We start from the raw sequence: 26218 nt of genomic DNA on the forward strand, positions 1-26218 counted from the left end.
ACCCGCGCTCGACTCGGAAATAAGGTTATGACCAAAAAGAAACGTAACATTCTCATCGCCGTCGCCGTTGTCGTCGTGCTCGCCATCTTCATCATCGCGAATCTCGGCCGCAGCAGCGGTAGTGTCGATTCGGTGCAGGTCGACAAAGTCAAGAAGGGCGCCATTACTTCCGAAGTGACTGCCACCGGCTCGGTCCAGGCGCGCACCACCGTCAAGATCTCCGCAGACGTCTCCGCCAAAATCGTCGACCTGCCGGTGCGCGAGGGCGATCTCGTCAAGAAAGGCGACGTGCTGGTGCGGCTCGACCCCACCCGCTACGAAGCTGCGGTCAGCCAGGCCGAAGCCGGCGTTGCCTCGGCGCGCGCTGCGGAAAAGCGCGCGGAGGCCAGTCTGATCGAAGCTCGGCAAAACTACGAGCGCGCCAAGAAACTCTATGCTGCTCAGTTGATCTCGGAAGAGCAATACATTCAGTCCGAAACCGGCCACCAGGTCGCCACCGCCAATTTCGAATCGGCGCAGTTCCTGACCAAGCAGCAGATCGCCGTGCTTGAACAGGAAAAGGACATCCTGCGCAAGACGATTATCACCGCGCCGATTGATGGGACGGTTGTCAGTTTGAACGCCGAGGTCGGCGAGATCGTCATGATTGGGACGATGAATAACCCGGGCACGGTGATCATGACGGTGGCCGATCTCTCGACCATCGAAGTTGAGGTCGAAGTCGACGAAACCGACGTTGCCAAACTCCAGCTCAACCAGTCGACCAAGATCTCGGTCGACGCGTTCCCGGATACCACCTTCCAGGGCAAGGTGGTCGAAATCGGCAATGCTGCCCAGCAAAGCAGCTCGTCGGCGACTGACCGCGTGATGAACTTCCTCGTGAAGATCCTCCTGACCGACACGGTACCCGGCATTAAACCGGGTATGACTGCGACCTCCGACATCGAAGTCGCGCGCCAGACCGACGTGCTCTACGTTCCGATTCAGGCGGTCGTCATGCGCCCCGAGAAAGTCGACACGCTCGAAAAGGCGCCTGCGGCGGAACCGAATTCGGGCGCGATCGCGGCCGAGGTCAAACCCGCTGCCGCGGCCAGCAGTAATGAGGCGAACAAGCCGAAGGAAATCGAAGGCGTCTTCCGCGTCGAGAACGGTGTTGCCAAGTTCGTGCCGGTAGCTACCGGGATCGCCGATCAACAGAATATCGAAATCAAAACCGGACTGAACGAGAGCGACGAGATCGTCTCCGGTAGTTACCGCGTCCTGCGGGCGCTGGAAGACGGCCGTAAAGTCAAGATCGAAGCAGCTCCGAAAGTAATCGAGAACAAGTGATGCATCTTATCGAAACTGAAAATCTCTGGAAGACCTACAAGATGGGCAGCGAGGAACTCCATGCGCTGCAGGGCGTGAATCTCAGCGTCGTGAAGGGCGAATACCTGGCCATCATGGGCCCCTCCGGCTCCGGCAAGTCGACGCTGATGAATCTGATCGGTTGCCTCGACACGCCGTCGCAGGGAAGTTACCGCCTGAACGGCAAGGAAGTCGCCAAGATGAACGACGACGAACTGGCGATGATCCGCAATCGCGAAATCGGTTTCGTCTTCCAAACCTTCAACCTGCTCCCGCGCGCCACCGCCTTGCATAATGTCGAGCTCCCGCTGATCTACAACGGCACCGATTCCCGGACGCGTATCGACCGGGCTAAACGAGCCCTCGAAATGGTGGATCTCGGCGATCGCATGATGCACAAACCTAACGAGCTGTCCGGCGGTCAGCGCCAGCGCGTCGCCATCGCCCGCGCTTTGGTCAATCAGCCCTCGATCATCCTGGCCGACGAACCGACCGGCAACCTCGATAGCAAGACCGGCGAAGAAATCATGGGCTTGTTCGCTCGTCTGCATATCGAAGGGAATACCATCATCGTCGTCACGCACGAACCCGACATCGCCCTGCACGCCAATCGCGTGATCTATATTCGTGACGGCAACATCGAGAAAGAGGTTATCACTTCTTCCGAAACCGTCAATCTGTAATCTATGGTTTATGAGACGCTCAAGCTGGCCGGCGCCGCTCTCTGGGCGCACAAGCTGCGCACCTTCCTGACGCTGCTCGGCGTCATGATTGGCGTCGCTTCCGTTATTGCCATTATCTCCGTCCTCGACGGCATGATGCGCCGCATCGCCAACGTCTTCGACGAAATGGGCGCCTCGACCGTCTACGTCACCCGCTTCGGCATCATCACCTCCGACGACGAATGGTTCAAAGCGATCAAGCGCAAACGCATTACCGTCGATGATGTCCGCGCCATTGAGAAGGGCGTGCCGTTGGCGGAAGCGGTCGGCTATTCCTGTGATCGCAGCGCTACGCTCAAGCGCGAGAACAAGACACTCTACAACGTCCATATTCAGGGCATTTCCGCAAATGCCGCCCAGATCAACAATATCGAAATCGATGAGGGCCGGTTCTTCTCGGCCTTTGACGACCAACACCGCCGGCAGATGGTCATCATCGGGGATGAGATCAAAACGAAGTTCTTCCCCTATGAAGACCCGCTCGGCAAGGAGATCCTGATCCGCGGGGTTTCCTTCACCATCATCGGCGTCTGCAAGAAACGCGGCTCCATCCTCGGCGAAAACCTCGATCGCTTCTGCTACGTGCCGGTGCAAACGCTCCTGAAGTATACCGGCCGTCATCAGGACATCGACATTATGGTGAAGGTCAAATCCGAGGAACTGATTGATCAGGCCATGGATCAAATTCGTCAGGTTATGCGCGCCCGCCGCCACGTCGGCTACCATGATCCCGACGACTTCGGGCTCCTGACGCGCGACACCATCTTGGGTTTCGTCGAGAACTTCACCGGCGTCGCCCGGCTTGTTGGCATCGCCATACCGGCCATCTCGGTCGTCGTGGCCGGAATCGTCGTCATGAACATCATGATGGTCTCGGTCACCGAGCGCACGCGTGAAATCGGCATTCGCAAGGCCGTGGGCGCGCGCGGCCGCAACATTCTCTCGCAGTTCCTGCTCGAAGCCTTGCTGATGTCGCTGATGGGCGGCGCCGTCGGCCTCACCGGCGGACTGGTCATCTCCTATGCCTTTTCCGAGCCGCTGGGAGTGCCTTTTGTCATCTCACCCATGGCGGTTGCCGTCGGACTCTTGATTCCGATCAGCATCGGTGTCTTTTTTGGCATCTACCCGGCGTGGAAAGCGGCCAAGCTGGATCCGGTGGAAGCGATGCGGTTTGAGTCATGAACGTCTTCGAAACCAAAGAAAGCATGATCATGGCGCTTGATTCGATCCGCGCCAACAAGTTTCGCGCGATTATGACCATCATCGGCGTCATGATTGGTGTTGCCTCTGTGATCGGCATGGTCTCGTTGATTCAGGGGCTCAATACCGCCGTCTCTAACGATATTGAGGCGCTCGGCTCCAACGTCTTGTGGGTGGTCAAATACCCGCCCAACACCAACTGGAACGAGCTGACCGAGAAAGAACGCAATCGCAAGCCGATCACTCTGGACGAAGCCAACGCCATCAGCGCCAACTGCCCCAGCGTCAATGGCGTCAGCCCGCAGAACTACTATTTTCGGCCCGGCGGAAACAACGTCAAGTACAAGAGCAACAGCTCGAACCGCTCCTCGATCTTCGGCACCAGCGTCGATTACGAAGCGGTTAACAATCACTACATCGAGCAGGGGCGCTTCTTCCTGCCCTCGGAGGACTTCCATCGGGCAATGGCGTGCGTCATCGGCAAGGATCTGGCGGAAACGCTGTTTCCGGCCGAAACACCGATCGGCAAAAGCATTCTCGTCAACGACAATCGCATGCGCGTCGTGGGCGTTATGGAAAAGCGCCGCTCGTCGCTGATCAATTCCAATGACAACACGGTAATTCTCCCTTACGGTACGTTCGAGAAAATGTACCCCTGGGAAAAGGAATTGATGCTGGCGGTGAAGGCGAGTCGGCCCGAGCTAATGCGGACTGCTGAGGATGAAATTCGCCAGGCGCTCCGGCGCCTGCGCGGCGTCAAGTACAGCGACGACGATGACTTTGCCATTTTTACCCAGGAATCCCTTCTCGACTCGTACAGCCAACTGACCATCGGCATCTGGATTGCCATGATGGTCATTGCGTCGGTCGGCTTGCTGGTCGGCGGCATTGGCGTACTCAACATCATGCTGGTGTCTGTCACCGAACGCACCCGTGAAATCGGCGTCCGCAAGGCGATCGGCGCGAAACGTGCCAACATCTTCTCCCAGTTCCTTGTCGAGGCGATGACGCTGTCCGGCACCGGCGGGGCCATCGGGATCGTGTTCGGCCTGCTGATTGCGTTTGTAATATCCGCCGTCTCGCCGCTGCCGATGGTGGTACCGTTCCTCTGGATTCTCATCAGTTTTACCATCTCGGCCGGAGTCGGCCTGCTGGCGGGTATCATCCCGGCCCTGCGGGCAGCCTCTGTCGACCCCATCGTCAGCCTGCGCTACGAATAATTGCTCGACTGCCCGGATTGCGGCAAATCGCGGCCAGAGGCGATGCGGCCACTGAACAGTGTGACCGGGGAGCGCGTATAAATTGTGCTTGCCGTCGTCTTTGAACGTCGTAGGTTTTGTGGAGAATCGAGCTTGTTATGACCAGACTATTGACCGCCATGCTTCTCCTCGGCGCGTTGCTCGGGACCGCCGTGACGCCGGCCCGGTGTGAGGGAATCGAGGATATCAATCTCGACCGTTCCAAGTTCTTCATGGACCACGCCGTCTTCGCCGACACCGGCGGCGCAAACCGGCTTGAAGTCTACTACAAGGTTTTCAACGACGGCCTCAATTACGTCAAGAAGGGCGACAAGTACATCGCCAACTATGAGATCAACGTCATCGTACTCGGCGAGCACGATCTGCAGGTCACCGGTCGCTCGGTGGAACGCACCTACGTCCTCGACAGCTATGAACTGACCAAATCCGATGAGGGCTTCTTGATCAACCAACTGGTTCTGCCGATTCCGCCGGGCAATTACCAGTTGGTCTGCAAACTGATCGACCACAACTCCAACGACGTCCAGACGATCGAGGGCAACGTTGTGAGCCATCCCTATCGGCTGGGACGCGACCTCTCGGATATTCAATTCATCCAGGAATTCAACGCGATTGATCCCAGTTCGCCCTTCAACAAGCACGGTCTGGCTGCCGTGCCGGCCGTCGAGCGCGCCATTGATGCGGAGGAACAGAAGCTGGGCTTCTATCTGGAGATTTATGCCGCTGATTTTCTCGGTCAGCAGGTCAATTTGCACTACGAAGTCAAAGCCAAACGCGCGGAATTCAATACCGAGAAGGACAATCCGATCACGATTGATACGACCGTCATGGGGATCCAGCAATTCATCGACTTGCACGACCTCGTGCCCGGCGATTACAGCCTCAAGGTGAAGTTGGAAGCCGATGGCGAAACCGTTTCGGAACGCGAAGTGCGTTTCCACATCAAATGGTCGCTGCACTCGCTGCTGCGCAATGACTTTGGCTACGCTGTGACACAGCTCAAGTACGTCATTCAGAAGGACGAGCGCAAAAAGCTCGAGCAAACCCCCGATTCTCTGCGCGAGCAAGCCTTTGAGGAATGGTGGAAGTCCAAAGACCCGACCCCCGGCACGCCCGAGAACGAATTTCGGGATGAGTACTACCGGCGCATTCGCTATTCCAACCAGTACTACTCGACCGTCAATCGGGAAGGCTGGCAGACCGACCGCGGCTCGATCTATATCCGATACGGCGCGCCGGATGACATCGACAACCATCCGTTCGAGCTGGGCAGTAAACCGTACCAGGTCTGGTACTACTTCACCCAGCGGCGAACTTTCGTTTTTGAAGATTCTCGCGGCGATGGCGATTACCAGTTGCAGTATCCGTATGACGGCGACTGGCGCAGTCGCGGCACACTCGGCCCGTAGCGGCCGGTGGAGGAGTGGGAGTTACCATGAAATGTTTTCTGTGGGCATTTTGGCTACTGCTGGCGGCGGCTTCGCTCCAGGCTCAATCGCCGTCCGATCCCATCCGCGTCTGGGCCGATGGGAGTTCTTATGCTTACTTCCAGGACAGCTCGCGCAGCTACGTCGAAGTTTATTGCGCCGTGCGCCGCGCCGACTTCCAATTTGAGGTCGACAGCGCCTATTACACCGCTCTGGCTCTGCTCTATGTCGAGGCGCGCGATCATCATGGCGTCGTGGTTGACTCCAGCTCGAAATTGATCCCGATGGGCGTCAAATTTCTGGAGGACGCCTACAAGAAGGACGTGCGCATCTTCGAGATTCTGCCGCTGCTCCTGCCGGGTGGCAACTACAACATCAAAGTGACGGCGGTCGATTACAAGACGAAGCGCAGCGGGCTGGCGACGTTCGAAATCGCGGTGCGGGATTTTTCCACCAAGAATTTCATGATGTCCGACCTCGAATTGGCTTACGCGATCGACACCCTGCAGGTCGACTCGCCCGGCTTCGACCCGCTCTCGTCGTTGATCAAGGCCAATCGCCTGATTCTTCCCAACCCGAACCGCTACTTCTCCAACGATGATTCCTTGCTCTACTTCTATGCCGAACTTTACAACTTGGCGCCCGGGAGCGGCGAAGGCGGCGACTTTGAAGTCAAAGTCACGCTGCGCGACAACTACGGTTATGATGTCCGCGAATATCCGGCACGCCGGCGACACAAGCCCGGCACCACCGCCGTCCTGATGGATATGATCAATATCGCCGGTATTACCGGTGGATCGTACGAGGTCAACGTCACTGTCGAAGACCTGGCGACCAGCAACAAATCCAACGCAACCAAAGAATTCCTGGTCATCTACAATTTTGACCAGCTGGCTCCGACGCAGATTATTGAAGGGCAATTTACGCAGGCCGACGCCGACCTGATGGAAAGTGTCATCAAGTATATCACCACCAAGGAAGAGAAATCACTCTATCGGGATCTCGATCTCGAAGGCAAGAAGAACTTCCTGGCGCAATTCTGGGAACGCAAGAACCCTGCACCCGGCTCCAAGGTCAACGTCTTCAAGAACGAGATCTTTCGCCGCTTCGCCTATGCCAACCAATACTACTCGACGTCGTTGGTCAATCGCACCGATGGCTGGAAAACCGACCGCGGCCGCATCTACATCACCTACGGCCAGCCGGATAACGTCGAACGCAATCCCTCCTCGATGGGGCAAAAGCCCTTCGAGAAGTGGTACTACGACCGCCTTCCGGACCAGGCCGGCGGCGACTACTGTCTCTTCGTCGATCTCGACGGTTATGGCAACTACCGGCTCGTTCATGCGACGATCAAGGGCGAGATTCAGAATCCGGAATGGGAAGAAAATCTCGAGAAAGAGCAGATTCGTTAATCGCCGCCTTGGCGGCCTTCATTGCGGCGGTCCTCGGGATCGCCGCTTTTGTTTGTGATCCGCCCCGTGGCCGGCTATCTTGACCTGACGTGAACAACCCAGGAACATCCCCGCGGCGGAGACATTTCTTGCTGACTATCGCTGTCGTTCTGATCATAGCCTACGTCATCATCGCGGCTGCAGCGTTCCTGATGCAGAAGCAGATGATCTATCACCCCAACCGCATGGTGGTGGGCGACCCTCTCGCCGCCGGCTTGAAGTGTGAAGAAATCTGGCTGACCGCCGCTGATGGCAACCGCCTGCTCCTGTGGTATCTGCCCAAGCCCGATTCCCGCAAGCTGGTCGTCTTCTTCCACGGCAACGCTGAAAACGTCTCGATGAGTATTGGGCTGTACCAGACTCTCCAGGAACTGGGAGCCTCCGTCCTCGCCGTTGAATACCGCGGCTATCTCACGGCGCCGGGTGCGATGTCCGAGCGTGCCGTCGATCTCGACATCGCGGCCTTGGCCGACTATCTCCGGCAACGCTGGCCCGCCGATTCGACCCGGATCATCGCCATGGGTCGCTCCCTCGGCGGTGCGATGGCGGTCAAGCTTGGAGGGCAGGGGGTTACATCCGGACTGATCCTGGAGTCGACCTTCAGTTCGATGACCTGCGCCGCCCGCGCGCAATTCCCGTTTCTGCCGGTGTCGCTGCTTTTGACGGAGAAGTATGACTCGGAGCCAATCTTGCGCACGCTCGATCTTCCCGTTCTCGTCATCCACAGCCGCGCCGATGAGGTCGTATCCTTTCAGTGCGGCAAACGCCTCATCGACATTGCCCGCGGACCCAAACGCCTCGTCGAACTCCAGGGCGGCCACAACACCGGCGCCGATCTTTCCTGGAGTCAGCTCCGCGCCGCCTACGCCGAATTTCTCGATTCGATCTGAAGCGGCACCGTCCCGGCGCGCCAATGTTTTTGTTGCACGCGCCCTTGAGAATGCTTACTCATAGCCTGTTATGGAGCCTCAACCGAAGCCGTCGGCGGAAATCAGCAGCGATCAACTGGCCGTCTTTAATGACACTTTTGCTAGCTTCAATCACACGATCAAGCAGCTCAACGATTCCTACAGCGCCCTGCAATTGCGTTATCAGAAGCTGTCGGATGAGCTGACGGCCGCCAATGAGAAGCTGGTCGCCGCCCTCGACCAAAACATCCGCACCCGGAATTTCCTGCAGAACGTGCTTGAGTCATTGACGGCGGGCGTCATTACGATCGATCTCGACGGCCGCATCAATGCCATCAATAAGGCCGGCTGCGATATCCTCCGCGTTAAACCGCGCGACATCATCGGCCGCGAGTATAGCAAGATTTTCGCCGGCGCCCTCAGTCGCGGCCATTCGCTGCTCGACCTTCTCGATGGCAAAGCCAGCTATCGCCTTGTCGAAAAGCGCGTGCCGGTTGCTGCCGGAGAGGAGACTCCGATCTCCGTCTCCAGCGCCTGCATCACCGATGCCAACGACCAGATCGTCGGCGCTCTCGAGGTGCTCGTCGATCTTACCGAGCTGCGCCGGATGGAGGACGAAGTTGCCCGCGTCAAGAGTCTGGCTGCACTCGGGGAAGTCGCCGCCGTCGTCGCGCATGAGGTCCGCAATCCGCTTTCCGGCATCGCCGGTTTTGCCGCGCTGCTCAAGTCCGAACTCGGCGAAATGCATCCGCAGATCAGTTACGTCAACAAGATTATTGCCGGCGTCGACCGCCTCAACCGCTCGGTCAGCTCATTGCTCGAATATGCCCGCGAACTGCGCCTCGAACCGCGTGCCGACAACCTCAATCAGCTTCTCAAGGAAACCGTCGACTTCTTCCGCGTCGATCTTTCCGCGCGCTCCTCGCAGGCGCAGCTACATCTCGAACTGCCGCCGTGCGAGATCATTTGCCACTTCGACCACGAAAGTCTCTCCGGCGCGCTGATCAATCTGCTCAAGAATGCTGACGAGGCCATGCCGGGTGGCGGCACCATCGCCGTGCGGCTCGAGGCCGACGCGCGACGCGCTCGCATCTGCGTCTGCGATCAAGGCACCAGCGTTCCGGAAGCGATCCGCGCGAAGATTTTCACCCCGTTTTTCACCACGCGGGAAGGCGGCACCGGTCTGGGACTGGCGCTGGTCAAGAAGGTGATCGATGCGCATCGCGGCACCGTCTCGGTCGCCAATAATACCGGCCGCGGCGCAACCTTCACGATCGAACTTCCGCTGAGGCAATCATGAGCAAACCCTCGATCCTTGTCGTTGATGACGACGCCCTCGTTAATGAGTTCTTTTCCGCCGTCCTGACCAAGCTCGGCCACGACGTGCAGACCGCTTCTTCCGGCGAGGCCGCACAGCCGCTGCTCCAGAACATCGATTTCGACGTGATCATGTCTGATGTCAAGATGCCCGGCATGAGCGGGATCGAACTGCTCGGCATGATCAAACGCGATTCACCCGACGCGGTCGTCATGATGATTACCGCTCACGGCACAATCAAGGATGCTGTCGAGGCGATGAAACTCGGCGCCTTCGACTATATCCTCAAACCGGTGCTGCCGGATGAGCTGGAGCTGGCGCTCAACAAGGCGCTGGAACATCGCCAATTGCTGGTCGAAAACCGCATCCTCCGCAGCGAAATCCGCAGCCGCTACAACTTCGGCAATATCGTCGGCGCCGACAAACAACTGCTTTCGCTCCTCGAGGATTTGGCCTCCGCTGCCAAGTCGCGCTCGACCATCCTCATTCGCGGTGAGTCGGGCACCGGCAAGGAACTGATCGCCCGCGCAATTCATTACAATTCGCCCCGCAAGGACGGCCCATTCGTCAAACTTAATTGCGCCGCGCTGCCGGAAGGCCTGATTGAGTCCGAATTGTTCGGCCACGAGAAAGGCGCCTTCACTTCGGCCGTCAAGCAGACCCCCGGGCGTTTCGAGCTGGCCGATGGCGGCACGCTCTTTCTCGATGAAGTCAGCGAAATCCCGATCGGCATTCAGGCCAAACTCCTTCGCGTGATCCAGGAGCGCGAATTCGAGCGCGTTGGCTCCGGGCAATCTATCAAGGTCGACGTGCGCATCGTCGCGACAACAAATCGTAATCTGGAAGAGGAGATTGTTGCCGGTCGCTTCCGGCAAGACTTGTTCTACCGCCTCAACGTCATACCGCTCACCTTACCGCCATTGCGGAAACGGCCCAACGATATTCCGATGCTGGTTGATCACTTCATCCGCAAGTTCAATACCGAAAACCACCGAGAGGTAAAGGGCGTCACCGAGAAATCGATGAAGCTCCTGCTGGGCTATCACTGGCCGGGCAACATTCGCGAACTTGAGAATTATGTCGAGCGCGCCGTGGTTCTGTGCAAGTCTGATCGCATCATTGAAACTGATCTCCCGGGTCACTTGGCGCTGGGCGAGCTGGCACGGCACAAGACCGGCTCCGGGGAGGATATCCTGCCTCTCGCGGATATGGAAAAGGTGATGATTCTTCGGGCGCTGGAGACCTTTGACGGCAATCGCACCAAGGCCGCTGAAGCCCTGGGCATCACCACCCGCACCTTGCGCAACAAGCTTCACGAATACGGCATGATGGGCGGTGCCGAGGCCGGCGTCGGCTCCGAGTCCGATGGCGAAACCGCCTGACCGGACGCTCGATTCTTTTTCGCATAAGTTCTTGCCATTAAACACGGAATGATGCAAGTTCGTCCTGGGAAGGGGAGGGTCGCGCAGCCAAAAAAGCGTTGACACGTCTTGGCGGTCGCTCTATATTGGCTGCTTAAATTTGGAGAGGGAAGTACATAAGGAGTGTCTAAGGTATGCGGAGATTTGCAGCGAGTGGGTTGCTAATATTCCTTTTGGCGGTGGGGTCTGCAGTTGCCCAAGATTTTCACTTATATGGATTTAGCATGTATGACTACGAGTTCCTCGGCGCCGGCGCTCGCGCCCGCGGCATGGGCGGCGCTTTCGTCGGCCTGGCCAACGACGCCTCCGCCCTCACCTGGAACCCGGCCGGTCTGATTCAAGTCACTAAAACGCAAGCTTCCGTCGCCGGCTCGGTCTACCGCTTCAAGACCGAAAACGACCGCACGTACCGAAGCTCGTCGCAACTGAACTTCCTCGGAGAGCTGACTAAGGACCGCCTGAATCTCGATTACGGCTCCTTCGTTGCTCCGATTCGGATCAAGGGCCATCTCTTCGTCACTTCGGCTGCTTACCAGCGCATTCAGGATAATAGCGATGAAAGCCTCGAAAGAGAGAATCTAAGTTACCGCTTCTCTCCAGCGGGCACGCAATATGTTGCGCAGGATGTTGCCGAAGCCGACTACACAACCGACGCGAACAGCCATGTTGACAAGTTTACGATCGGCTTCGGTTCGGCAGTCTACGGCCGACTGTCTGGCGGCATCGCGGCGAACATCTACAGCGGTTCCGGCCGCAATGAGTATGAGAGGGCGTTCCTGGACACGACGGAGATGTACTTCGCCGGCCAGTTTATCGATTCGATCGAGTACGCGCGTGTTACGCGAAACGAAGATCTGACCAGCATCAATGGCTTCAACTTCAGCGGCGGCCTTCTCTATCAAGCCGAGAAATTCCAAATTGGCGTCAACCTCCAAACACCCTTTGAAATGGTGACCGATCACGATGTCAAACGCTCCGACACGGTCTACTTCAAGAACGTCTCCGCACCCGGACAGGGCACTCCGGTGGCGACCAAGCCGACGCTCTATCGGGCCAAGACCAAGATCGAGCAGCCGCTGGTGGTCGGATTCGGATTGGCGCTCAAGCCGACGCCCAAGTTGACTGTGGCCGGCGACTTCGAACTGCGCAGCACCGACGGCGCCAAGTACTTCGTCCGTTCCGAACAGCCCCCGGTCAACGTCAATGACTCGACCAATCTCTTTACGCTGCCGACGAACATCTACTATATCGATACGACCGAGACGTCTTACTACGACGCGAAGGGCGATCTGATCGAGATCTACAACGAATTCGACCTCGGCTTGAAGTCCAGTTACCAGTTCCGCCTTGGCGCCGAGTATCTGGTGACGACTTCGCTGGGCACAATTCCACTTCGCGGCGGCTTCCGCTTCACAAAGGAGCCGTACCGCGATGTCACCGCCGTCAAGCGCGATGAAACCAATCAGGTTGCCGAGAGTTTTGTCCTGGGTGATAACATCTCGCAGACTTCATTCTCTTTCGGCAGCGGCATCCACTGGACGCAGGTTCATCTCGATGTCGCCTTCGAACTCAGCAAGCAGGAGCAGTCCGAGAAGGGTTTTGACGTACGCGAGCTTACGCTTCTCGAATACGATCAAACCAAGACCAAGACCTCGCCGCGCTTCTTCCTCAACTTCACCGGCTTTTTCTAAACGCCGGTTGACGTTCGCAAATCTCCGGCCGGGCGGGAATTCACTCCCGCCCGGTGCCGTTTTCCAGCGAAATTTCTGTTGATAAATCCCAACAATTGATTAAGTTAAGGGTCTTGTAACGACTGTCGATATGTCCGAAGTGAATTAGCAGGAGCCATTTTTTCGATGACGACCAAGAAGCGAATCTCCAAGCACGAAATGAAAGAAGATCAGTTCGTCACGGGGATGTTCAAGTTAGAAGAGTGGGCGGAAGCGAACCTCAAAACGATCATCATTGCCGTCGGCGCCGTGATCATCGTCGGCGTTGCCATTTGGGTTTACATTGCTCAGTCGGGTAGTGCCGAGGACAAGGCCTTCGACATCCTTGGTCGCGCCGAAGTCGAAATGCGTACCAACCAGACGCAGTTGGCCATCACCGATTATGAGGAAGTGCTCAATAAGTACGGCTCCACGCCGGCCGCCTCTCAGGCCGCTTTCAAGCTGGCCAACCTGCTGTTCCAGAGCAACGATTTCGTCAAAGCCGAGCAGGCCTTCCGCACCTATGCCGACAAGTACGCTACCGATGACACCTTCCGTCATTCGGCCAAGCGTGGGATCGCCGCATCGCTCGCCGGCCAGGCGCGACATCAGGAAGCCGCCGCCGCCTTTCTCGAAACTGCCAAAGCGGATACCGCGGCGGTAACCTACGAAGAAGACTTGTTTGATGCCCTCGAAAGCGCCGTCAAAGCCGGCGACCAGACACTGGCCCGGGAAGCGTTTGCGCTTCTGGAGAAACGTGGCTCCAGTTCCGAGCGTTATCGCAGTGCCAAGATTACCTTGATTGAGAAGGGTATCCTGACCTACGATCAGGGCGAGTTCAAGTAAGAACGCGAGGTGAACGCCGGTGAAGCTGGTATTCATCTGGCACATGCACCAGCCTTACTACAAGGATCTGAAAACGGGGGAGATCCTGATGCCCTGGGTGCGTCTGCACGGCGTCAAAGACTACCTCGACATGCTGCTCATCCTCGATGAGTTTCCGCACCTGCGCCAGACATTCAATCTCGTCCCGTCGTTGCTCGATCAGATCGTCGATTACACCGCCAATCGCGCCGAAGACAGCCACCTCCGCCTGTCACGTAAGAATGCCGACAACCTCGACGACGACGATAAGCTTGAAATCCTTGACACATTCTTCTCGGCGCACGAGCCGACCATGATCAAACCGTATCCGCGCTATCTCGAGCTGCTGCAGCGCGCGCGCCGCTCAAGTCCGCGCCAGCGTCTCAATAGCTTCTCCGCGCAGGATTTCCGCGATCTGCAGTTCTGGTCGAATGCCGTTTGGATCGATCCCATGTTCCGTTCCGACGCGCGCGTCAAACCGCTCTACGCCAAGGGTCGCAATTTCGACGAAGCCGCCAAGCAAACCCTGCTCGACTATCAGATCGAATTGATGACCCGCATTATTCCGGAACACCAGAAACGCGTCGCCGCCGGCAAGATCGAGGTTTCCTTCACGCCGTACTATCATCCGATTCTGCCGCTGCTCGTCGATCACGAAATCGCCCGGACCGCGCTGCCGCAAATCGAACTGCCTAAGCGCCGTTTCGCGCACCCTGAGGATGCTGACGAGCAGATCCGCCGCTCTGTCGCGCTCTACCGCAGCTACTTCGGCGACGACCGGCCCGGCATGTGGCCCTCCGAGGGCTCGGTCTCCGAATCAATCCTCCCGCTGCTCCAGCAACACGGCATTCGCTGGATCGCCACCGATGAGGAAATCTATCAGGGCTCGGTGCGCCTCGCCTCCGAACGCGGCCTCAAGCTCGATGTCGCCGGCAACGGCTTCCATCGCGCCTTCTCCGTCGGCGACCCCGCGCAGCCGATCGGCATCTTCTTCCGCGACCACAAACTCTCCGACAAGATCGGCTTCGTCTACTCCGGCTGGGATGCCGACAAAGCCGCCGAGGACCTGGTCACCAATCTGCGCGAACTGGACAAGCTCTACGCTGCCGGCGGGGAAGAACCCGTCGTGTCGATCATCCTCGATGGCGAAAACGCCTGGGAATACTATCCCAACGACGGCCATGATTTCCTGCGCGCACTTTACAGCCGACTTGAGCAGGAGAAGACAATCACCACCGTCACGCCGCGTGACCTTCTCACCGGACAACAGCCGGTACACCACCTGCCCAGTCTCTTTCCTGGCTCGTGGATTAACCACAATTTCCGCGTCTGGATCGGCCATGCCGAAGACAATGCCGCCTGGGACCTCCTCACCCTGACCCGCGACAAATTGGCTGAGATCGAGAATTCACCACAGTCGCCGGCGCCGGAAGTCCGCGAGTTCTGCTGGCAAGAGATCTATATTGCCGAAGGTTCCGACTGGTGCTGGTGGTATGGTGACGAGCACCACACCGATCACTTTCGCACCTTCGACGCGCTCTTCCGCAAGCACCTGCAAAACGTCTGGGAAGCGCTCGGCCTCGAGCCGCCGCCCGGACTCTTGCGCCCGATCCGCAAACTGCCGCGTTTGCCCGGCATCTTCGAGCCGACCGATTTCCTCCATCCCTCGATCGACGGCCGCCAAACCAGCTTCTTCGAATGGTTCGGCGCCGGTCGCATCGACTGCAACAAACTCGGCGGCGCCATGCATCGCGCCGACAATCGCATCTACCAGGTCCTCTATGGCTATGACGATCGCTACGTGTACTTCCGCATCGACTTTGAGAAGGACCGGCCAGCCAACGGTGACGGGGTTGCCGTCCAAATCGAAATCGCCTGTTTATTGAAGGCTGTGATCACCATCGGCAAGACTGAAACCCGTATGCGGATGCTGGATGGTTCGGAAATGGCCGGCACCCTGCCGCAGGCACGCTGGCAGCAGATCGTTGAGGTGGCCTTGCCGCGTGAATTGCTGAAGTTTGATGACGACAAACACCTCTATTTTGCCGTCGCCTATCTGGAGAGTGAAAAAATTGTTGAAAGATGGCCGGAGGCCAATTATATAGCGATGGAATTGCCCGACCCCGGGCAATCGCAATTCTGGCAAGTCTAAGCGGAAGGCGTTCGAATGGATGACAAAGAATTCCAAAACTCGGGCGAGGAAGCCGCTTACTCCGGCGAGTCGGCGGCCGGCAGCGATAGCACAGCCTACGCTTCCGAGGAGGCCATGATCGAAGAAGGGAAGGCGGCAGCCATCCTCGGCTATGTTCCTTTCTTGTGCTTCGTCCCCTTGATCAAAATGCGACACAATAAGTTTGCATTTCGGCATGGCAAACAGGGATTGGTACTGCTTATGATCGAGATTCTTGCCATCTTCTTCATGTTCGATATCATTTCCAACCTGTTCTGGGGCATTATGCTGATCCTGGCAATCGGTTCAGCAATTTTTGGGATCTTGTATTCCCTTCAGGGAAAAGAGTTTACGCTACCATTTATCGGGCAGCATATCGACCGGCTCAAGATTTAGCTTGAAAAGGGTCAGAAATATCGTATAATATGTAGCTATTAAGTCAAGGTGGGCTGATGAGCGGGATTCCCGGAAGGGTTGTTTTCGTTCGTTTCTGTGTTTTGCGAGATTTGTCCGGAGGGAAAGGATGTTAATCTTCAAAAAGCCGTCGGAGATGGAATTCCGACAGGTAATGCGGATGGTGGAAAAATTTGATCTCTCACCGACCGATCTGCCACCCGATTCCTTCACCATTCTCAAAAATGATGAACGGATTCTCGGCTTCGGCGCGATGCGGGCCAACGACGGCTATACCGAGCTTGAGTTGCTCGGAGTCGCCGAGGAATATCGCGGGCGGGGCTGGGGCAGAATGATTGTCAAGAAGCTCCTGGAGCAGGGCCCCGATACGGTCTGGTTGGCGACCGATATGCCGAAGTTCTTTGAGAAGTTTGATTTCGTGTCGTCCAAACAGGTGCCGCGTGAGCTGTCCAAGAAGATCAATCCCAACGAAGTCTTCATTCCCGGCCAGCCTAAACCGGCACCGCTACCGAAAAATCGTCTCAAAGCTATGGTCTACATGCGGAAGAAGTAGCATCGGTTCATTGACATCGGATGAAACAAGAAGCGTCCCGCCCGGCGGGACGCTTTTGTTTTTGGCATCAACTCTTCCGGTCCAATGCTTCTCAGCACCCGCACGGCGGCAACCCGCCACCAAAAATATACGTGATCAAATACACCGCGTCCGAAATACTGAGCGTACCAGTGCAGTCCGCATCGCCGGATGCCTGCGGCTCGGGCGCCGGCCCGCCGCCAAAGATATAGTTGATCAACATCACCGCATCTGAGATGTTCACCGCCTTCGAACCGTCCGCATCACCGGCGACATAACCGCATCCTTCCAGCACGATCACCTTCGACTTGATCCCCGCAACGTTGATCATCACATCCGCCAGCGTCGTGTCGGGGTAATCCGGGTGGGTAACGGTCAGCGCATAGATTCCCGGCTCGATGTCGTTGATCTGAAAATTGCCCTGAGCATCCGTCGTGTCCGTAACCGGATGCTCGCTCAAAAAGACCTCCGCGCCCTCTACGGGAAGCGAATCGGAATTCACGACCGTCCCGGCAATCATGCCGTGGCTGTGCGCTTGATCAACGAATGTCACGGTGCCCGCCGACCAGTCCAACGAAGTCGTCCCGCCATCTGTGATAGTGCACATGACGTAGAGCGGCTGATCCTCCGGCACGTAAGCCGAGTTGATGATGTAGAATCCCTGCGCTGCCGGCGTATTCAGCGAAGTCGGCAGGAGCGCCTGCTCGCCGTTGGCCGAGGGAATCGCATTGGTGTAAACCGTCACCCAGCATTCATCGCTCTCGGGATCGGCGAGACTCCAGGTCACCGTATACGTGTCCTGACCGTGAATCAGCGTGGTATCACCTGCACCCGGCTCCGTCACCGTGAGACTCGGCGCATTATTTGCAGGGGGATTGATCGTCAGGGTGTACAATGGATTCACCGCCCCCTGGTCGCCATAGACCCGCGCATAATACCAGCCCTCGGCGCGCCCGGCCAACGACACAAATTCCGAGTCAGAATTCGAGGTTGCGGCCGCCACCAATAGGTGATTGGCGCTGTAAATGCCGAGGTCAAGATCGCCAAGAGCATTGTCGAAAGTAATCTTCACGAAGTCACCGGAAGCGCCGCTGTGGTTCATGTAGAAGCGGAAGTAATCGTCGTTGTTGTTGTCATGGATACTCAGGCCGCTGATGACCCGCTGGGGATTGCACGGACCGAGATTGGGGCTGTTGTTCGAACCGACCGGCCTCGCATCGACGCCTTCGAACGAGTTGTTCGGCTCATAGGCATCCGCCACGCCGGAAGAACCATCGCCGATCGTGACCAGGATCCGCGTCGCGTTGTTGTTTTCGTTCTCTTCCAGAATCGTGTTGTCCGGATCAACTACCGACTCGAGCCAGTAGACCCCATCCGGCACATCGGTCACGTCGATGTTTTGTCCCGGCAGATCCTTGCTGTAGATATCAACCCATCCGACCGATAGCCCCTGGATCGTCGACGAGCACGAGTGAAATTGGCCATCGGGATCGAAATTCGGCAGCGTGCTGTTGTAAACCGCCAGGTCGAGAATGCAGAAGCTCGTCTTCTCGCCGGCAGCGATGATCGGCCCCACGCCTAAGTCGGGGAGAAGTTCGCGAATGCGAAACTGGCTCCAATTCTCCACGTGAATGTGGTCGTGCCCGGGATGAAAGATGAACTTGCCTGCCGTCCGGTCAAAGAAACTTCCGTCGCTGCGATACACGCGTTGCCGTACATCCTGCGTGCCGTCGCCGTTGGCCGGCAATACGCCGTACAAGTACAATTTGCCCGGTCCCAGATTCGGCGTGGCATTGGAGAGCTTCAAATGCCGCCGCCCCGGCACCACCGTCGTTGACATTTCGTTGTCATAGAGATCGTTCTCGCGAATGATGATATCGGGCAGCAGCGTATCGACAACCGACGAGTCGTAGGGAACACCCTGGACATTTATTTCATAGGCGCCCGCTTCGGCATGGTAGCCGTCGACGACGATGTAATAGCGCCCCGGCGTCACCGCCGCTTGCGAGATCAGCGACTGGCCATTCGGACACGCCGGATTGTCGTCGTTGCAATACCTCTGATTCAGCATTGAATCCAGAATGGCGATCTTCGAGTCATGATACTGCGCGCCGCAACTCGTCCAGACCGTCAGCAGCGTTGTCGTGTCCAATTCGACGGTATACCAGTAATCCTGCGCCGTGTCCGGACCGCTGCTCTCGCACTGTATGATCACGTCATTGCAAGCGCCGCCAGTATTGCCCTGATCGATGAACGGCAGGGAAGTGATCACCTCGGCGTTTGTCTGATTCGAGCCGTTACTGCACGGTGGCGGCAATGGATTCCAGTGCACGTTGAGTTGGTAAGGCCCGGAGGCGCCGCTGTACCCGTCAACGACGATGTAGTACGTTCCTGCCGCGAGTGCCTGCCCGCTGATGCGCGATTGATAGTTCGGATTGCCGCAAGCTGGATCATCATCGTTGCACGCCACCAACGCCAGCTGGGCATTGAATATCCCTAACCGGGTATCGTAACTGGGGGGGCCGCTCGACGCGCACGTCGTCCATGCTTCGATCACGAAGCTTTCACTCACCGTCAGCACGTACCACGCATCCGGCGCCGTATCGTTGCCACCATTGCAGGAGGGAATTGAAGCGTTATTGCCCTTGCCCACTGTCGTGCCACTGTCTTGATAATCGCTGGTGTCGATCACCGTCGCATTCGCGGCGTTACTGCCGCCATCGCGCATCGAGTTTAGACCTGTCGCCGCAGTGCTTCGACTCGTCAAGTACTCCAGCTCTGCCGCATGCCACAGCGCACCGGGAACCGGCTCGCCCTGACTCTTCAAATGGTCGATTTCGAGTTGAACGCTGGAAGTAGGGATCTTGTCCGACGCGAGGGCCATCGATGTGAAGCCACAAAGCAGAAGTATGATCCACAGGAGTGTGAAAAAGCGCATGGATTCTCCCAAATACCAGGGGCCTTAAGCGGAGGCACCGAAAACGTTAAATGCAACGCAACTAATCGTGTATATGAATGTAAGATAAGAACTTCGACCATAGTAGTCAATGATTATTGCGCGCTGTGTGCCTGGAGGCATAAGCACGCCGCGTGCAGAAAATGTGCATAAATTCTCAAGTTTTAATTGACATAATTGAACGTGATTACTATCTGTTGTGGCATTGCTGGCCAAGAACAGCAATATATTGAGAAGCAGTTTTGGCGATCTTCAGGGATTGAAGTTCTCTGGAACAGTGCCGACATTAGTGACAGCAGTTCATTCTCTGAACAGATCGAATCAGGTCCGTGGCGGAGAATGAGTTTCACTCGAAAAGCACGTTTTCTCGCCCCGAGCTGTTGAGTTGATTGGCAGTTGCGGGACCATTACTTCGCCCGTAAGAGGCATTTGTCACCGGCGGCGCATGGATGAAACGTTTTTGGGCGCGCTCCGGAATACGTTGTGTGGGAAAAACTTAAGAATGGTCCGTATCGGATTCGAACCTGTAAGTGTATCTATCTTGCCGTTGCGTCGCTTCTCCGGCACATCCGTTGCCCTCTCCCGAGTGGGTTTTTGGATTAACAACGCGATGACGGGAGAAGCACGATGAACTCGCGGTCTTTGCTTCAGCATCTGATAATCACCATGCTTGCCATATTCCTTGCCGGCGAAGCTGCCTGGGCCGGCTCCGGCACCCATGCTGCCGATTTCTTAAACATCCCGGCGGATTCCCGTGGCGCGGCGCTGGGGAATTCCTGCGTTTCCAGCTCCGCTGGCGCTGGAGCGCTCTTTTACAACCCGGCTGCGCTTGCCGCCGACGGCTTTGGCGAAATGTCCTTCTCCCATGCCGAGTTGATGCAGGATCTTCGTCTGGATAACATCAGCCTGGCGCTCCCCCTCAAGAACGGCGGCCTCGGCATCGGCATAACCTATCTCGGTTACGGTGATATCCAGGGCTACGATGTCGCCGGTGTCGCCACCGGTGACTTGTCCGCGTATTCAATGCAGGTCAGCATCGGATACTCCCAGCGTCTTGGCGAAGCCTTGTCGGCGGGTATTGCCGTGAAACCAGTAATCGAAAAGCTTGCCGACTACAACGCCAATACCGTAACGTTCGACGCCGGCTTGCTCGCGCAGTTTGGCCGCTTCTCGGTCGGCGCCCAATACGCCAACATCGGCGGATCGCTCAAGTATCTCGACGAGAGCATCAGCCTCCCGGCCACGATCCGCCTCGGCGCGTCCTTCCGCACCATTGGCTTCTCTACCTTCTCGATGGCCGCAGCCAAGACCGAAGGGGAATCAACCGTCCTCGGCGCTGGACTGGAATACCAGTACAGCCATATGCTGGCGCTCCGTGCCGGCTACAACGGCGCTCTCGAATCCAGCGACAACACTGCCGACGGCCTGTCGCTTGGCGCTGGTCTACATCTCGGTCAGATGGGCTTCGACTACTCCTATCGTCCGACCGCCTCGCAGGAAGGCGTGCATCAGATCACTGCCTCGCTTCGATTCGGCCGTTAGTTTCAGCCATCACATCAATTCGCACCGTTGATTTCAAAGCGGAAAAGCCCCGTGAATCGCCCTTGAAATCCCCAAAACGTCATCTCCTGACTGTGCAACTCTCTGCAGCAAATGTGCTATCTCATAATGCCAGATCAGGTTATGTTAGTGAATGATTAAACAGCATAACAATTGCGGATTTTATGTGATAGTTAATCAATTCCCCATAACTCCTAATTGAACAAAGAGATATAGCTATTGACGATAGACCTATCGTCGATATCCTCATCCGTAAAGTTTATAATCTGTTGTTGGCAAAGGAATTGCTCTAATCAGGGGGAACTCTACTGTTACTGGCCAAGAGTAACCAAGGAGAATTGATAGATGCAGTACATGAAGGACAGAAACGAGGCTGAGAAGTACTATAAAGCCACTTCGGCAGCCAGCTACCATTCGGAAGCTGTCATCGACGACCGGTTTGGCTGGTCGACGATTTCCGGCCTTCGCGAAGCGTGGAATTCTGTCGTGCGTTCGTCTCGCATCTTCATCGGGGAGCACGTCCTGTCCAACGCTTTCGTGTTGGCGTTTTTGGCCTCGGCCGGCGCCAATTCACACGCCGCAAGTTCAGGATCGTCCAGGGTTATCAATCGACTTCAGTTTGCCTTTAACTGGACGATTGCGTTAGTCGGCCTGATGTGCCTGCTGCCGCTGTTTGCCGTCATCGCGCTGGCGATCAAGTTGGATTCGCCCGGCCCGGTGTTCTACAAGCAGGAACGCGTCGGCCTCAACCGCCGCCGCCGCGATCGTCGTCAGCGTCCCGATGAAGTTCTGCTGTGCCACCGCCGCGAAGACCGCCGCCAGAAGAATTTGTTCGGGAAGCCGTTCCGCGTTTACAAGTTTCGCTCGATGTATATCGACGCCGAGAAGCGTTGCGGTCCGATCTGGGCGACCAAGAACGACCCGCGCATCACGCGCCTCGGCCGCATCCTGCGCAAGACCCGGCTTGACGAATTCCCGCAGTTGATCAATGTCCTCCGCGGCGAGATGTCAATCGTTGGTCCACGCCCGGAACGGCCTTTCTTTATCGAGCAACTCAAGGATGAGGTCCCGAACTATACCAAGCGTCTGGCCGTGCTGCCCGGCATCACCGGCCTGGCTCAAGTGGAGGGCGGCTACGATCAGTCGCTCGACGACGTCAAGAAGAAAGTCAATCGCGACCTCGAGTACATCCATAAGTGCAGCATTCGCCAGGACGTGCTGATCATGTTCCGCACCGTCGGCGTCATGCTCGGCATGCGCGGGATGTAATCTCTTTCCATTGCAGTCGTATTCAAAATCGCTCCGCAGGGTTTTTGGTCAAAAAACCTTGCGGAGCTTTTAAAGTCTTCTATATTCTGCCGATATGAAAACAGTGAAACTAATTATCGGAAAATGGGTTGCGATCTCCTTCGGCGTTTGGCTCGGATGCTGTGCGCCGCTGTTGGCGCAATCCGCAGGACCCACGATCAATGTGACTTCCGAGCCCTCCGGCGTCACCGTGATTCTCACCGGCGACCTCACCGTGGCCGGCGTCACGCCGACTTCGTTCTCGCAGCGCCTCGCCGGCCTCTACAAGATCACCGCCTTTCGCGACGGCTACGAGACGCATAATTCCAGTATCGTGTTCTCGGGCCGTGATGCCACTTCGATCAATATTCAGTTGCGCCCGAAGACGCGCGTGCGCGCCGGCGTGCGCTCACTGATCATCCCAGGCTGGGGCCAGCGCTATTACGGCGCCAAGACCAAGGGCGCGCTGATGACGGCCGGAGCCCTCGTCGGCGGCCTGACCGTCGGCATCCTGCATCTGAAATTCGACAGCGAACGCGACGAGTACTTCGACTTTCTCAACCAGTTTAACTCCAAACGCACGGTGGCCGAACGCGAGGCCATGCTGCCCCAGTTATATCAAGAGCAGAAAGAAGCTTACGACGCCGAACAAGCGCGCAATCTCGGCGGCGCCATCCTGGCCGGATTCTGGATCTACAATTTCCTCGACGCCGTGCTGTTCTTCCCCGACTATGGAATCCAGGTGTCCGGCGCTAATCTCAGCCTGGCGCCGAAGTACGACGGCGAAATGGTGCTGCTAACAGGGAAGGTCACATTCTGATGAATCGGATTTCATTGCCTACTATCGGCGGGGCGCTGGTGCTGCTGGTCGGACTGCTCCTGCTCACCGGCTGCTCCGAAGAAATCGCCAAACCGGTACAGACCGATACGATTGCCGGCGCGCCGGAAATTCCACGCAACCTGCAAACCGCCGTCGGCGACGCCCAGGTGATTCTCACCTGGACCGTCAATGATCCGGCTAAAATCGCCCGTTATCTGATCTATCGCGGCGACACGGCAAGCCTGACACCGCAGATCATCGATTCAACAACGCAGCGCACATACACCGACAACGGCCTCCGCAATGGCGCGCGCTACATCTACGTGATATCCGCCGTCAATTCCAGCGGCTTGGAAAGCCGGCCCTCCGCGCCGGTGACGGCAACACCCAACCTCTTTGGCGTCACCGTCAATAACGGCGATCGGTTCACTAATAACGCAACCGTCGTCGTCTCGTTCGCCGCACCGATCTCGACCAAACTGGTGATGATCGGCAACGACCAGCAGTTTACCGGCTCCCAATGGACGAATTTCACCGCGACCCGGCAATGGCAACTCCCCAGCGGCGACGGGCTCAAAACCGTCTACGCGCGTTTCCTGGACGCGGAAAATAACGAAGTCCTCGGTGTTGTCAGCGATGACATCACCCTCGACACCCGCGCCTTCATCTCGGCCGTGACGGAAAATTCCGGCGGGGCAGTGCTGACCTCCGGCGACGAGGTCGTTCTCACCCTCGATGCCGGCGAAACCGATGGAACCGCAACCGTAGCCATCCAGAACGTCGCGACGGTCGAGCTGTTCGACCTCAATCCGGAATCCGGCGATGCCGCAGCCGACGGCGTCTACCACGCCGTGTTCGTCGTGCCGGCCGGGGTCGATGTCATCGACGCCACCGTCACCGGCGAGTTTACCGATGCGGCCGGCAATGCCGCGGCTGCGCGAGGGGCGACCACCCTGATCACGATCGCCAACCCGCCGGCGGCCGCCATCCTGAGCGCCGCCGCCGCTTCGGAAGAAGAAATCGAATTGACCTGGACCCGCTCTAGCGCGAGCGATTTTCAGAATTATCAACTCTACCGCTCGGAAACCAGCACGGTTGACCGCAACTCAAAACTGATCCGCACCGAGACCAACGTTGCGACAACCAGCTTCCGCGACAGTAACCTGGAACCGGGCAAAGCGTATCACTATACGATCTACACGTCAGACCGCTCCGGGCTGAGCACAAAGGGAAACAATGTCACCGCGACCACCGTCGCCAACGAGAATCCCGACGGCGTTACGCTGTTCAAGTCTGACGAGGATACCACCAGCATCGCGCTCGGCTGGACGCCGAACGTCGATGAGGACTTCGCCTCGTACCGGATATACCGCTCGGTGAATTCGCCGGTCTCGACGACCAGCGCCGCCAATCTCGTCGGGGTTGTGACCAATGCCGCCGTCCTGGCCTTTACCGACACGAACATCAGCGCCGGCGAGCAATTCTATTATGCCGTGGTGGTCTATGACAAGTACGGAGCGCGTTCAGTAACATCTAATGAGGTGCGGGGTCCGAATCCGTAGGCTGTTGTGACTGCTCTCGATCGGCTCAATTTTATCATCGCCACCTATGGCCGTCTGATCGCCGGACTATTCAACTTTCGGCTCTGGCCGCCCTTTCTGGTTTATTTCATCCTGCTCGCCGCCATCATCCTGATGATCGCCGGTCAATTTGCGCCCGGGATGTCGTGGATGATCGCCCTCAACACCTGGGTTGCCGGCAGTGGTGTCTTGCACTATCCCCAGCACTATTCCTACCTGCCGTATTCCTTCGAGCGAATGAGCATCCTGCCGTCGCTGCTCCTCGAATCACTCCTGACGGCAGCCGCGATCGTCATGTTCGCCGCCTATTTCCGGCGCGAACGAGTGAAGTTCTTTGGCGCGCTGCGGGAAGTGATGCCGTCTTACCTCAAGATTCTCGTCATCTGGGTCGTCAACTTTCTCTTGGTCTATTTGCTCTTCAAGGCGCTGCCCGGCTTGTTCTCAGACTTCATCCAGGGCGCGCCGCGCCGGCAGCTGGCGCTGTACGTCGGTCTGCGCGGCTTGGCGGTCCTGCTGACTTCACTCTTCATCTATGCTTTGCCCTTGCTGTTGATCAAACGGCGCAGCTTGTCGCAGTCGTTTACCGGCAGCTTTGCGCTCTTCTTTCGCAGCTTCTTTACGACCGTCATCTTTGTCGGCCTCCCGCAGCTTCTCGTCCTGCCGCTGGTCTACACGCTGCAAAATACCGGCAGCATCGTCGACAAGTTCAATCCGGACGTAATCGTCTGGCTCACCGGTGCGCTGGCTCTCGCGATGAATCTCGCCAATTTCTTCACCACCGGCGCCATCGTTCGCTTCTTCCTCGAAATCGCTGACGACTAATGTTCACCCTCTACGACCTGGCGGAAGTTGGGGCCTGTTTCGCTGCCTTCTTCACCATGTTGTTTGTGTTGGTGCGGCGACCGGGGAATCTCTCGGCGCGCGTGTACGCCGCGACGGCGCTGGTCACGACCGCGATGTGGGTCGCGTACATCCTCTTCGTGCCGCGAGTGGGCGAATTGCGATTGTGGCAGCATGGCGTCCTGGCGGGACTGCTGTCGCTGGCCACTGCGCTCTGGCTGCTGTTCCTGCTGCTGTATGCCCGCGAACCGGCCGCCAGTCTCTTTCGGATCCGCTCCTTGACCATGTCCGCGGTGGCGACCCTGCTCGTTGCCGCTACCGGCTTCGGTTTCTTCACTTACTTTTTTAATTTCGCGGTCGATGAGTTGGGCACGCGCCACATCGCCATCAC

21 protein-coding genes are annotated in these 26218 nt (G+C 57.4%); 20 read left to right on the forward strand and 1 reads right to left on the reverse strand.

All coding sequences use genetic code 11. The annotated features are described in order from the left end of the window. Positions 1 to 27: 27 nt before the first annotated feature. From IT585_08315 to IT585_08380, 14 genes are all read left to right on the forward strand, one after another. A complete protein-coding gene (locus IT585_08315) occupies positions 28 to 1329 on the forward strand; it encodes an efflux RND transporter periplasmic adaptor subunit (protein ID MCC6963239.1) in 1302 nt (433 codons plus the stop codon). Further along, on the forward strand, positions 1329 to 2030 hold the full coding sequence (locus IT585_08320; GenBank protein MCC6963240.1) for an ABC transporter ATP-binding protein: 702 nt from the start codon (positions 1329 to 1331) through the stop codon (positions 2028 to 2030). Before IT585_08315 ends, IT585_08320 begins: the two co-directional genes overlap by 1 nt. 3 nt (positions 2031 to 2033) lie before the next feature. Next, positions 2034 to 3251, forward strand: a complete 1218-nt coding sequence (locus IT585_08325) for an ABC transporter permease (protein ID MCC6963241.1) — start codon at positions 2034 to 2036, stop codon at positions 3249 to 3251. Beyond that, the gene (locus IT585_08330) at positions 3248 to 4489 is read left to right on the forward strand and encodes an ABC transporter permease (GenBank protein MCC6963242.1); all 1242 of its coding nucleotides are present in this window, start codon (positions 3248 to 3250) and stop codon (positions 4487 to 4489) included. Before IT585_08325 ends, IT585_08330 begins: the two co-directional genes overlap by 4 nt. 137 nt (positions 4490 to 4626) lie before the next feature. After that, entirely contained in the window at positions 4627 to 5937 is a 1311-nt protein-coding gene (locus tag IT585_08335; GenBank protein ID MCC6963243.1) for a GWxTD domain-containing protein, read from the forward strand. Positions 5938 to 5963: 26 nt separating this feature from the next. Beyond that, complete coding sequence (locus tag IT585_08340) at positions 5964 to 7370, forward strand: GWxTD domain-containing protein (GenBank protein ID MCC6963244.1); 1407 nt, start codon at positions 5964 to 5966, stop codon at positions 7368 to 7370. A 128-nt stretch (positions 7371 to 7498) separates the two neighbouring features. Then, positions 7499 to 8299, forward strand: coding sequence for an alpha/beta hydrolase (locus tag IT585_08345; protein MCC6963245.1), 801 nt, complete (start codon positions 7499 to 7501; stop codon positions 8297 to 8299). Positions 8300 to 8369: 70 nt separating this feature from the next. Further along, positions 8370 to 9617 carry a PAS domain-containing protein gene (locus IT585_08350; protein ID MCC6963246.1) on the forward strand — a complete coding sequence of 416 codons (1248 nt, stop codon included), beginning with the start codon at positions 8370 to 8372 and terminating at the stop codon, positions 9615 to 9617. After that, on the forward strand, positions 9614 to 11017 hold the full coding sequence (locus IT585_08355) for a sigma-54-dependent Fis family transcriptional regulator (GenBank protein ID MCC6963247.1): 1404 nt from the start codon (positions 9614 to 9616) through the stop codon (positions 11015 to 11017). Before IT585_08350 ends, IT585_08355 begins: the two co-directional genes overlap by 4 nt. Before the next feature lie 263 nt (positions 11018 to 11280). Beyond that, on the forward strand, positions 11281 to 12747 hold the full coding sequence (locus IT585_08360; protein ID MCC6963248.1) for a hypothetical protein: 1467 nt from the start codon (positions 11281 to 11283) through the stop codon (positions 12745 to 12747). A gap of 165 nt (positions 12748 to 12912) precedes the next feature. Beyond that, positions 12913 to 13611, forward strand: coding sequence for a tetratricopeptide repeat protein (locus IT585_08365; protein MCC6963249.1), 699 nt, complete (start codon positions 12913 to 12915; stop codon positions 13609 to 13611). Between the two features lie 19 nt (positions 13612 to 13630). Next, entirely contained in the window at positions 13631 to 15781 is a 2151-nt protein-coding gene (locus IT585_08370; GenBank protein ID MCC6963250.1) for an alpha-amylase/alpha-mannosidase, read from the forward strand. Positions 15782 to 15796: 15 nt separating this feature from the next. Next, entirely contained in the window at positions 15797 to 16195 is a 399-nt protein-coding gene (locus IT585_08375; protein MCC6963251.1) for a hypothetical protein, read from the forward strand. 127 nt (positions 16196 to 16322) lie between these two features. Continuing rightward, positions 16323 to 16766 (forward strand): GNAT family N-acetyltransferase, encoded by a 444-nt coding sequence (locus IT585_08380; GenBank protein ID MCC6963252.1) that lies wholly within the window; start codon positions 16323 to 16325, stop codon positions 16764 to 16766. Between the two features lie 91 nt (positions 16767 to 16857). Here the strand turns inward: IT585_08380 and IT585_08385 are convergent, their stop codons facing one another. Next, on the reverse strand, positions 16858 to 19722 hold the full coding sequence (locus tag IT585_08385) for a carboxypeptidase regulatory-like domain-containing protein (protein ID MCC6963253.1): 2865 nt from the start codon (positions 19720 to 19722) through the stop codon (positions 16858 to 16860). Between the two features lie 645 nt (positions 19723 to 20367). Between IT585_08385 and IT585_08390 the strand changes: the two genes are divergently transcribed. From IT585_08390 to IT585_08415, 6 genes are all read left to right on the forward strand, one after another. Then, positions 20368 to 21282, forward strand: a complete 915-nt coding sequence (locus IT585_08390) for a PorV/PorQ family protein (GenBank protein ID MCC6963254.1) — start codon at positions 20368 to 20370, stop codon at positions 21280 to 21282. Between the two features lie 372 nt (positions 21283 to 21654). Beyond that, positions 21655 to 22569: a sugar transferase gene (locus IT585_08395; GenBank protein ID MCC6963255.1), complete on the forward strand. Its 915-nt coding sequence runs from the start codon at positions 21655 to 21657 to the stop codon at positions 22567 to 22569. A 103-nt stretch (positions 22570 to 22672) separates the two neighbouring features. Continuing rightward, entirely contained in the window at positions 22673 to 23407 is a 735-nt protein-coding gene (locus IT585_08400; protein MCC6963256.1) for a PEGA domain-containing protein, read from the forward strand. Continuing rightward, entirely contained in the window at positions 23407 to 24969 is a 1563-nt protein-coding gene (locus IT585_08405) for a fibronectin type III domain-containing protein (protein ID MCC6963257.1), read from the forward strand. The genes IT585_08400 and IT585_08405 overlap by 1 nt, the downstream gene beginning before the upstream one ends. Before the next feature lie 6 nt (positions 24970 to 24975). After that, a complete protein-coding gene (locus IT585_08410) occupies positions 24976 to 25809 on the forward strand; it encodes a hypothetical protein (protein MCC6963258.1) in 834 nt (277 codons plus the stop codon). Further along, a partial coding sequence (locus IT585_08415; GenBank protein MCC6963259.1) for a hypothetical protein occupies positions 25809 to 26218 on the forward strand: 410 nt, incomplete at its 3' end. The genes IT585_08410 and IT585_08415, both read left to right, overlap by 1 nt.

The organism is Candidatus Zixiibacteriota bacterium, from assembly GCA_020853795.1.
Classification (GTDB): Bacteria; Zixibacteria; MSB-5A5; order CAIYYT01; family CAIYYT01; genus JADJGC01.

Bases quoted from the DNA above. Each gene is read 5' to 3' on its own strand.
- IT585_08315 (MCC6963239.1), top strand. From the start codon at position 28: ATGACCAAAAAGAAACGTAACATTCTCATCGCCGTCGCCGTTGTCGTC.
- IT585_08320 (MCC6963240.1), top strand. From the start codon at position 1,329: ATGCATCTTATCGAAACTGAAAATCTCTGGAAGACCTACAAGATGGGC.
- IT585_08325 (MCC6963241.1), top strand. From the start codon at position 2,034: ATGGTTTATGAGACGCTCAAGCTGGCCGGCGCCGCTCTCTGGGCGCAC.
- IT585_08330 (MCC6963242.1), top strand. From the start codon at position 3,248: ATGAACGTCTTCGAAACCAAAGAAAGCATGATCATGGCGCTTGATTCG.
- IT585_08335 (MCC6963243.1), top strand. From the start codon at position 4,627: ATGACCAGACTATTGACCGCCATGCTTCTCCTCGGCGCGTTGCTCGGG.
- IT585_08340 (MCC6963244.1), top strand. From the start codon at position 5,964: ATGAAATGTTTTCTGTGGGCATTTTGGCTACTGCTGGCGGCGGCTTCG.
- IT585_08350 (MCC6963246.1), top strand. From the start codon at position 8,370: ATGGAGCCTCAACCGAAGCCGTCGGCGGAAATCAGCAGCGATCAACTG.
- IT585_08355 (MCC6963247.1), top strand. From the start codon at position 9,614: ATGAGCAAACCCTCGATCCTTGTCGTTGATGACGACGCCCTCGTTAAT.
- IT585_08360 (MCC6963248.1), top strand. From the start codon at position 11,281: ATGTATGACTACGAGTTCCTCGGCGCCGGCGCTCGCGCCCGCGGCATG.
- IT585_08365 (MCC6963249.1), top strand. From the start codon at position 12,913: ATGACGACCAAGAAGCGAATCTCCAAGCACGAAATGAAAGAAGATCAG.
- IT585_08375 (MCC6963251.1), top strand. From the start codon at position 15,797: ATGGATGACAAAGAATTCCAAAACTCGGGCGAGGAAGCCGCTTACTCC.
- IT585_08380 (MCC6963252.1), top strand. From the start codon at position 16,323: ATGTTAATCTTCAAAAAGCCGTCGGAGATGGAATTCCGACAGGTAATG.
- IT585_08385 (MCC6963253.1), bottom strand. From the start codon at position 19,722: ATGCGCTTTTTCACACTCCTGTGGATCATACTTCTGCTTTGTGGCTTC.
- IT585_08390 (MCC6963254.1), top strand. From the start codon at position 20,368: ATGAACTCGCGGTCTTTGCTTCAGCATCTGATAATCACCATGCTTGCC.
- IT585_08395 (MCC6963255.1), top strand. From the start codon at position 21,655: ATGAAGGACAGAAACGAGGCTGAGAAGTACTATAAAGCCACTTCGGCA.
- IT585_08405 (MCC6963257.1), top strand. From the start codon at position 23,407: ATGAATCGGATTTCATTGCCTACTATCGGCGGGGCGCTGGTGCTGCTG.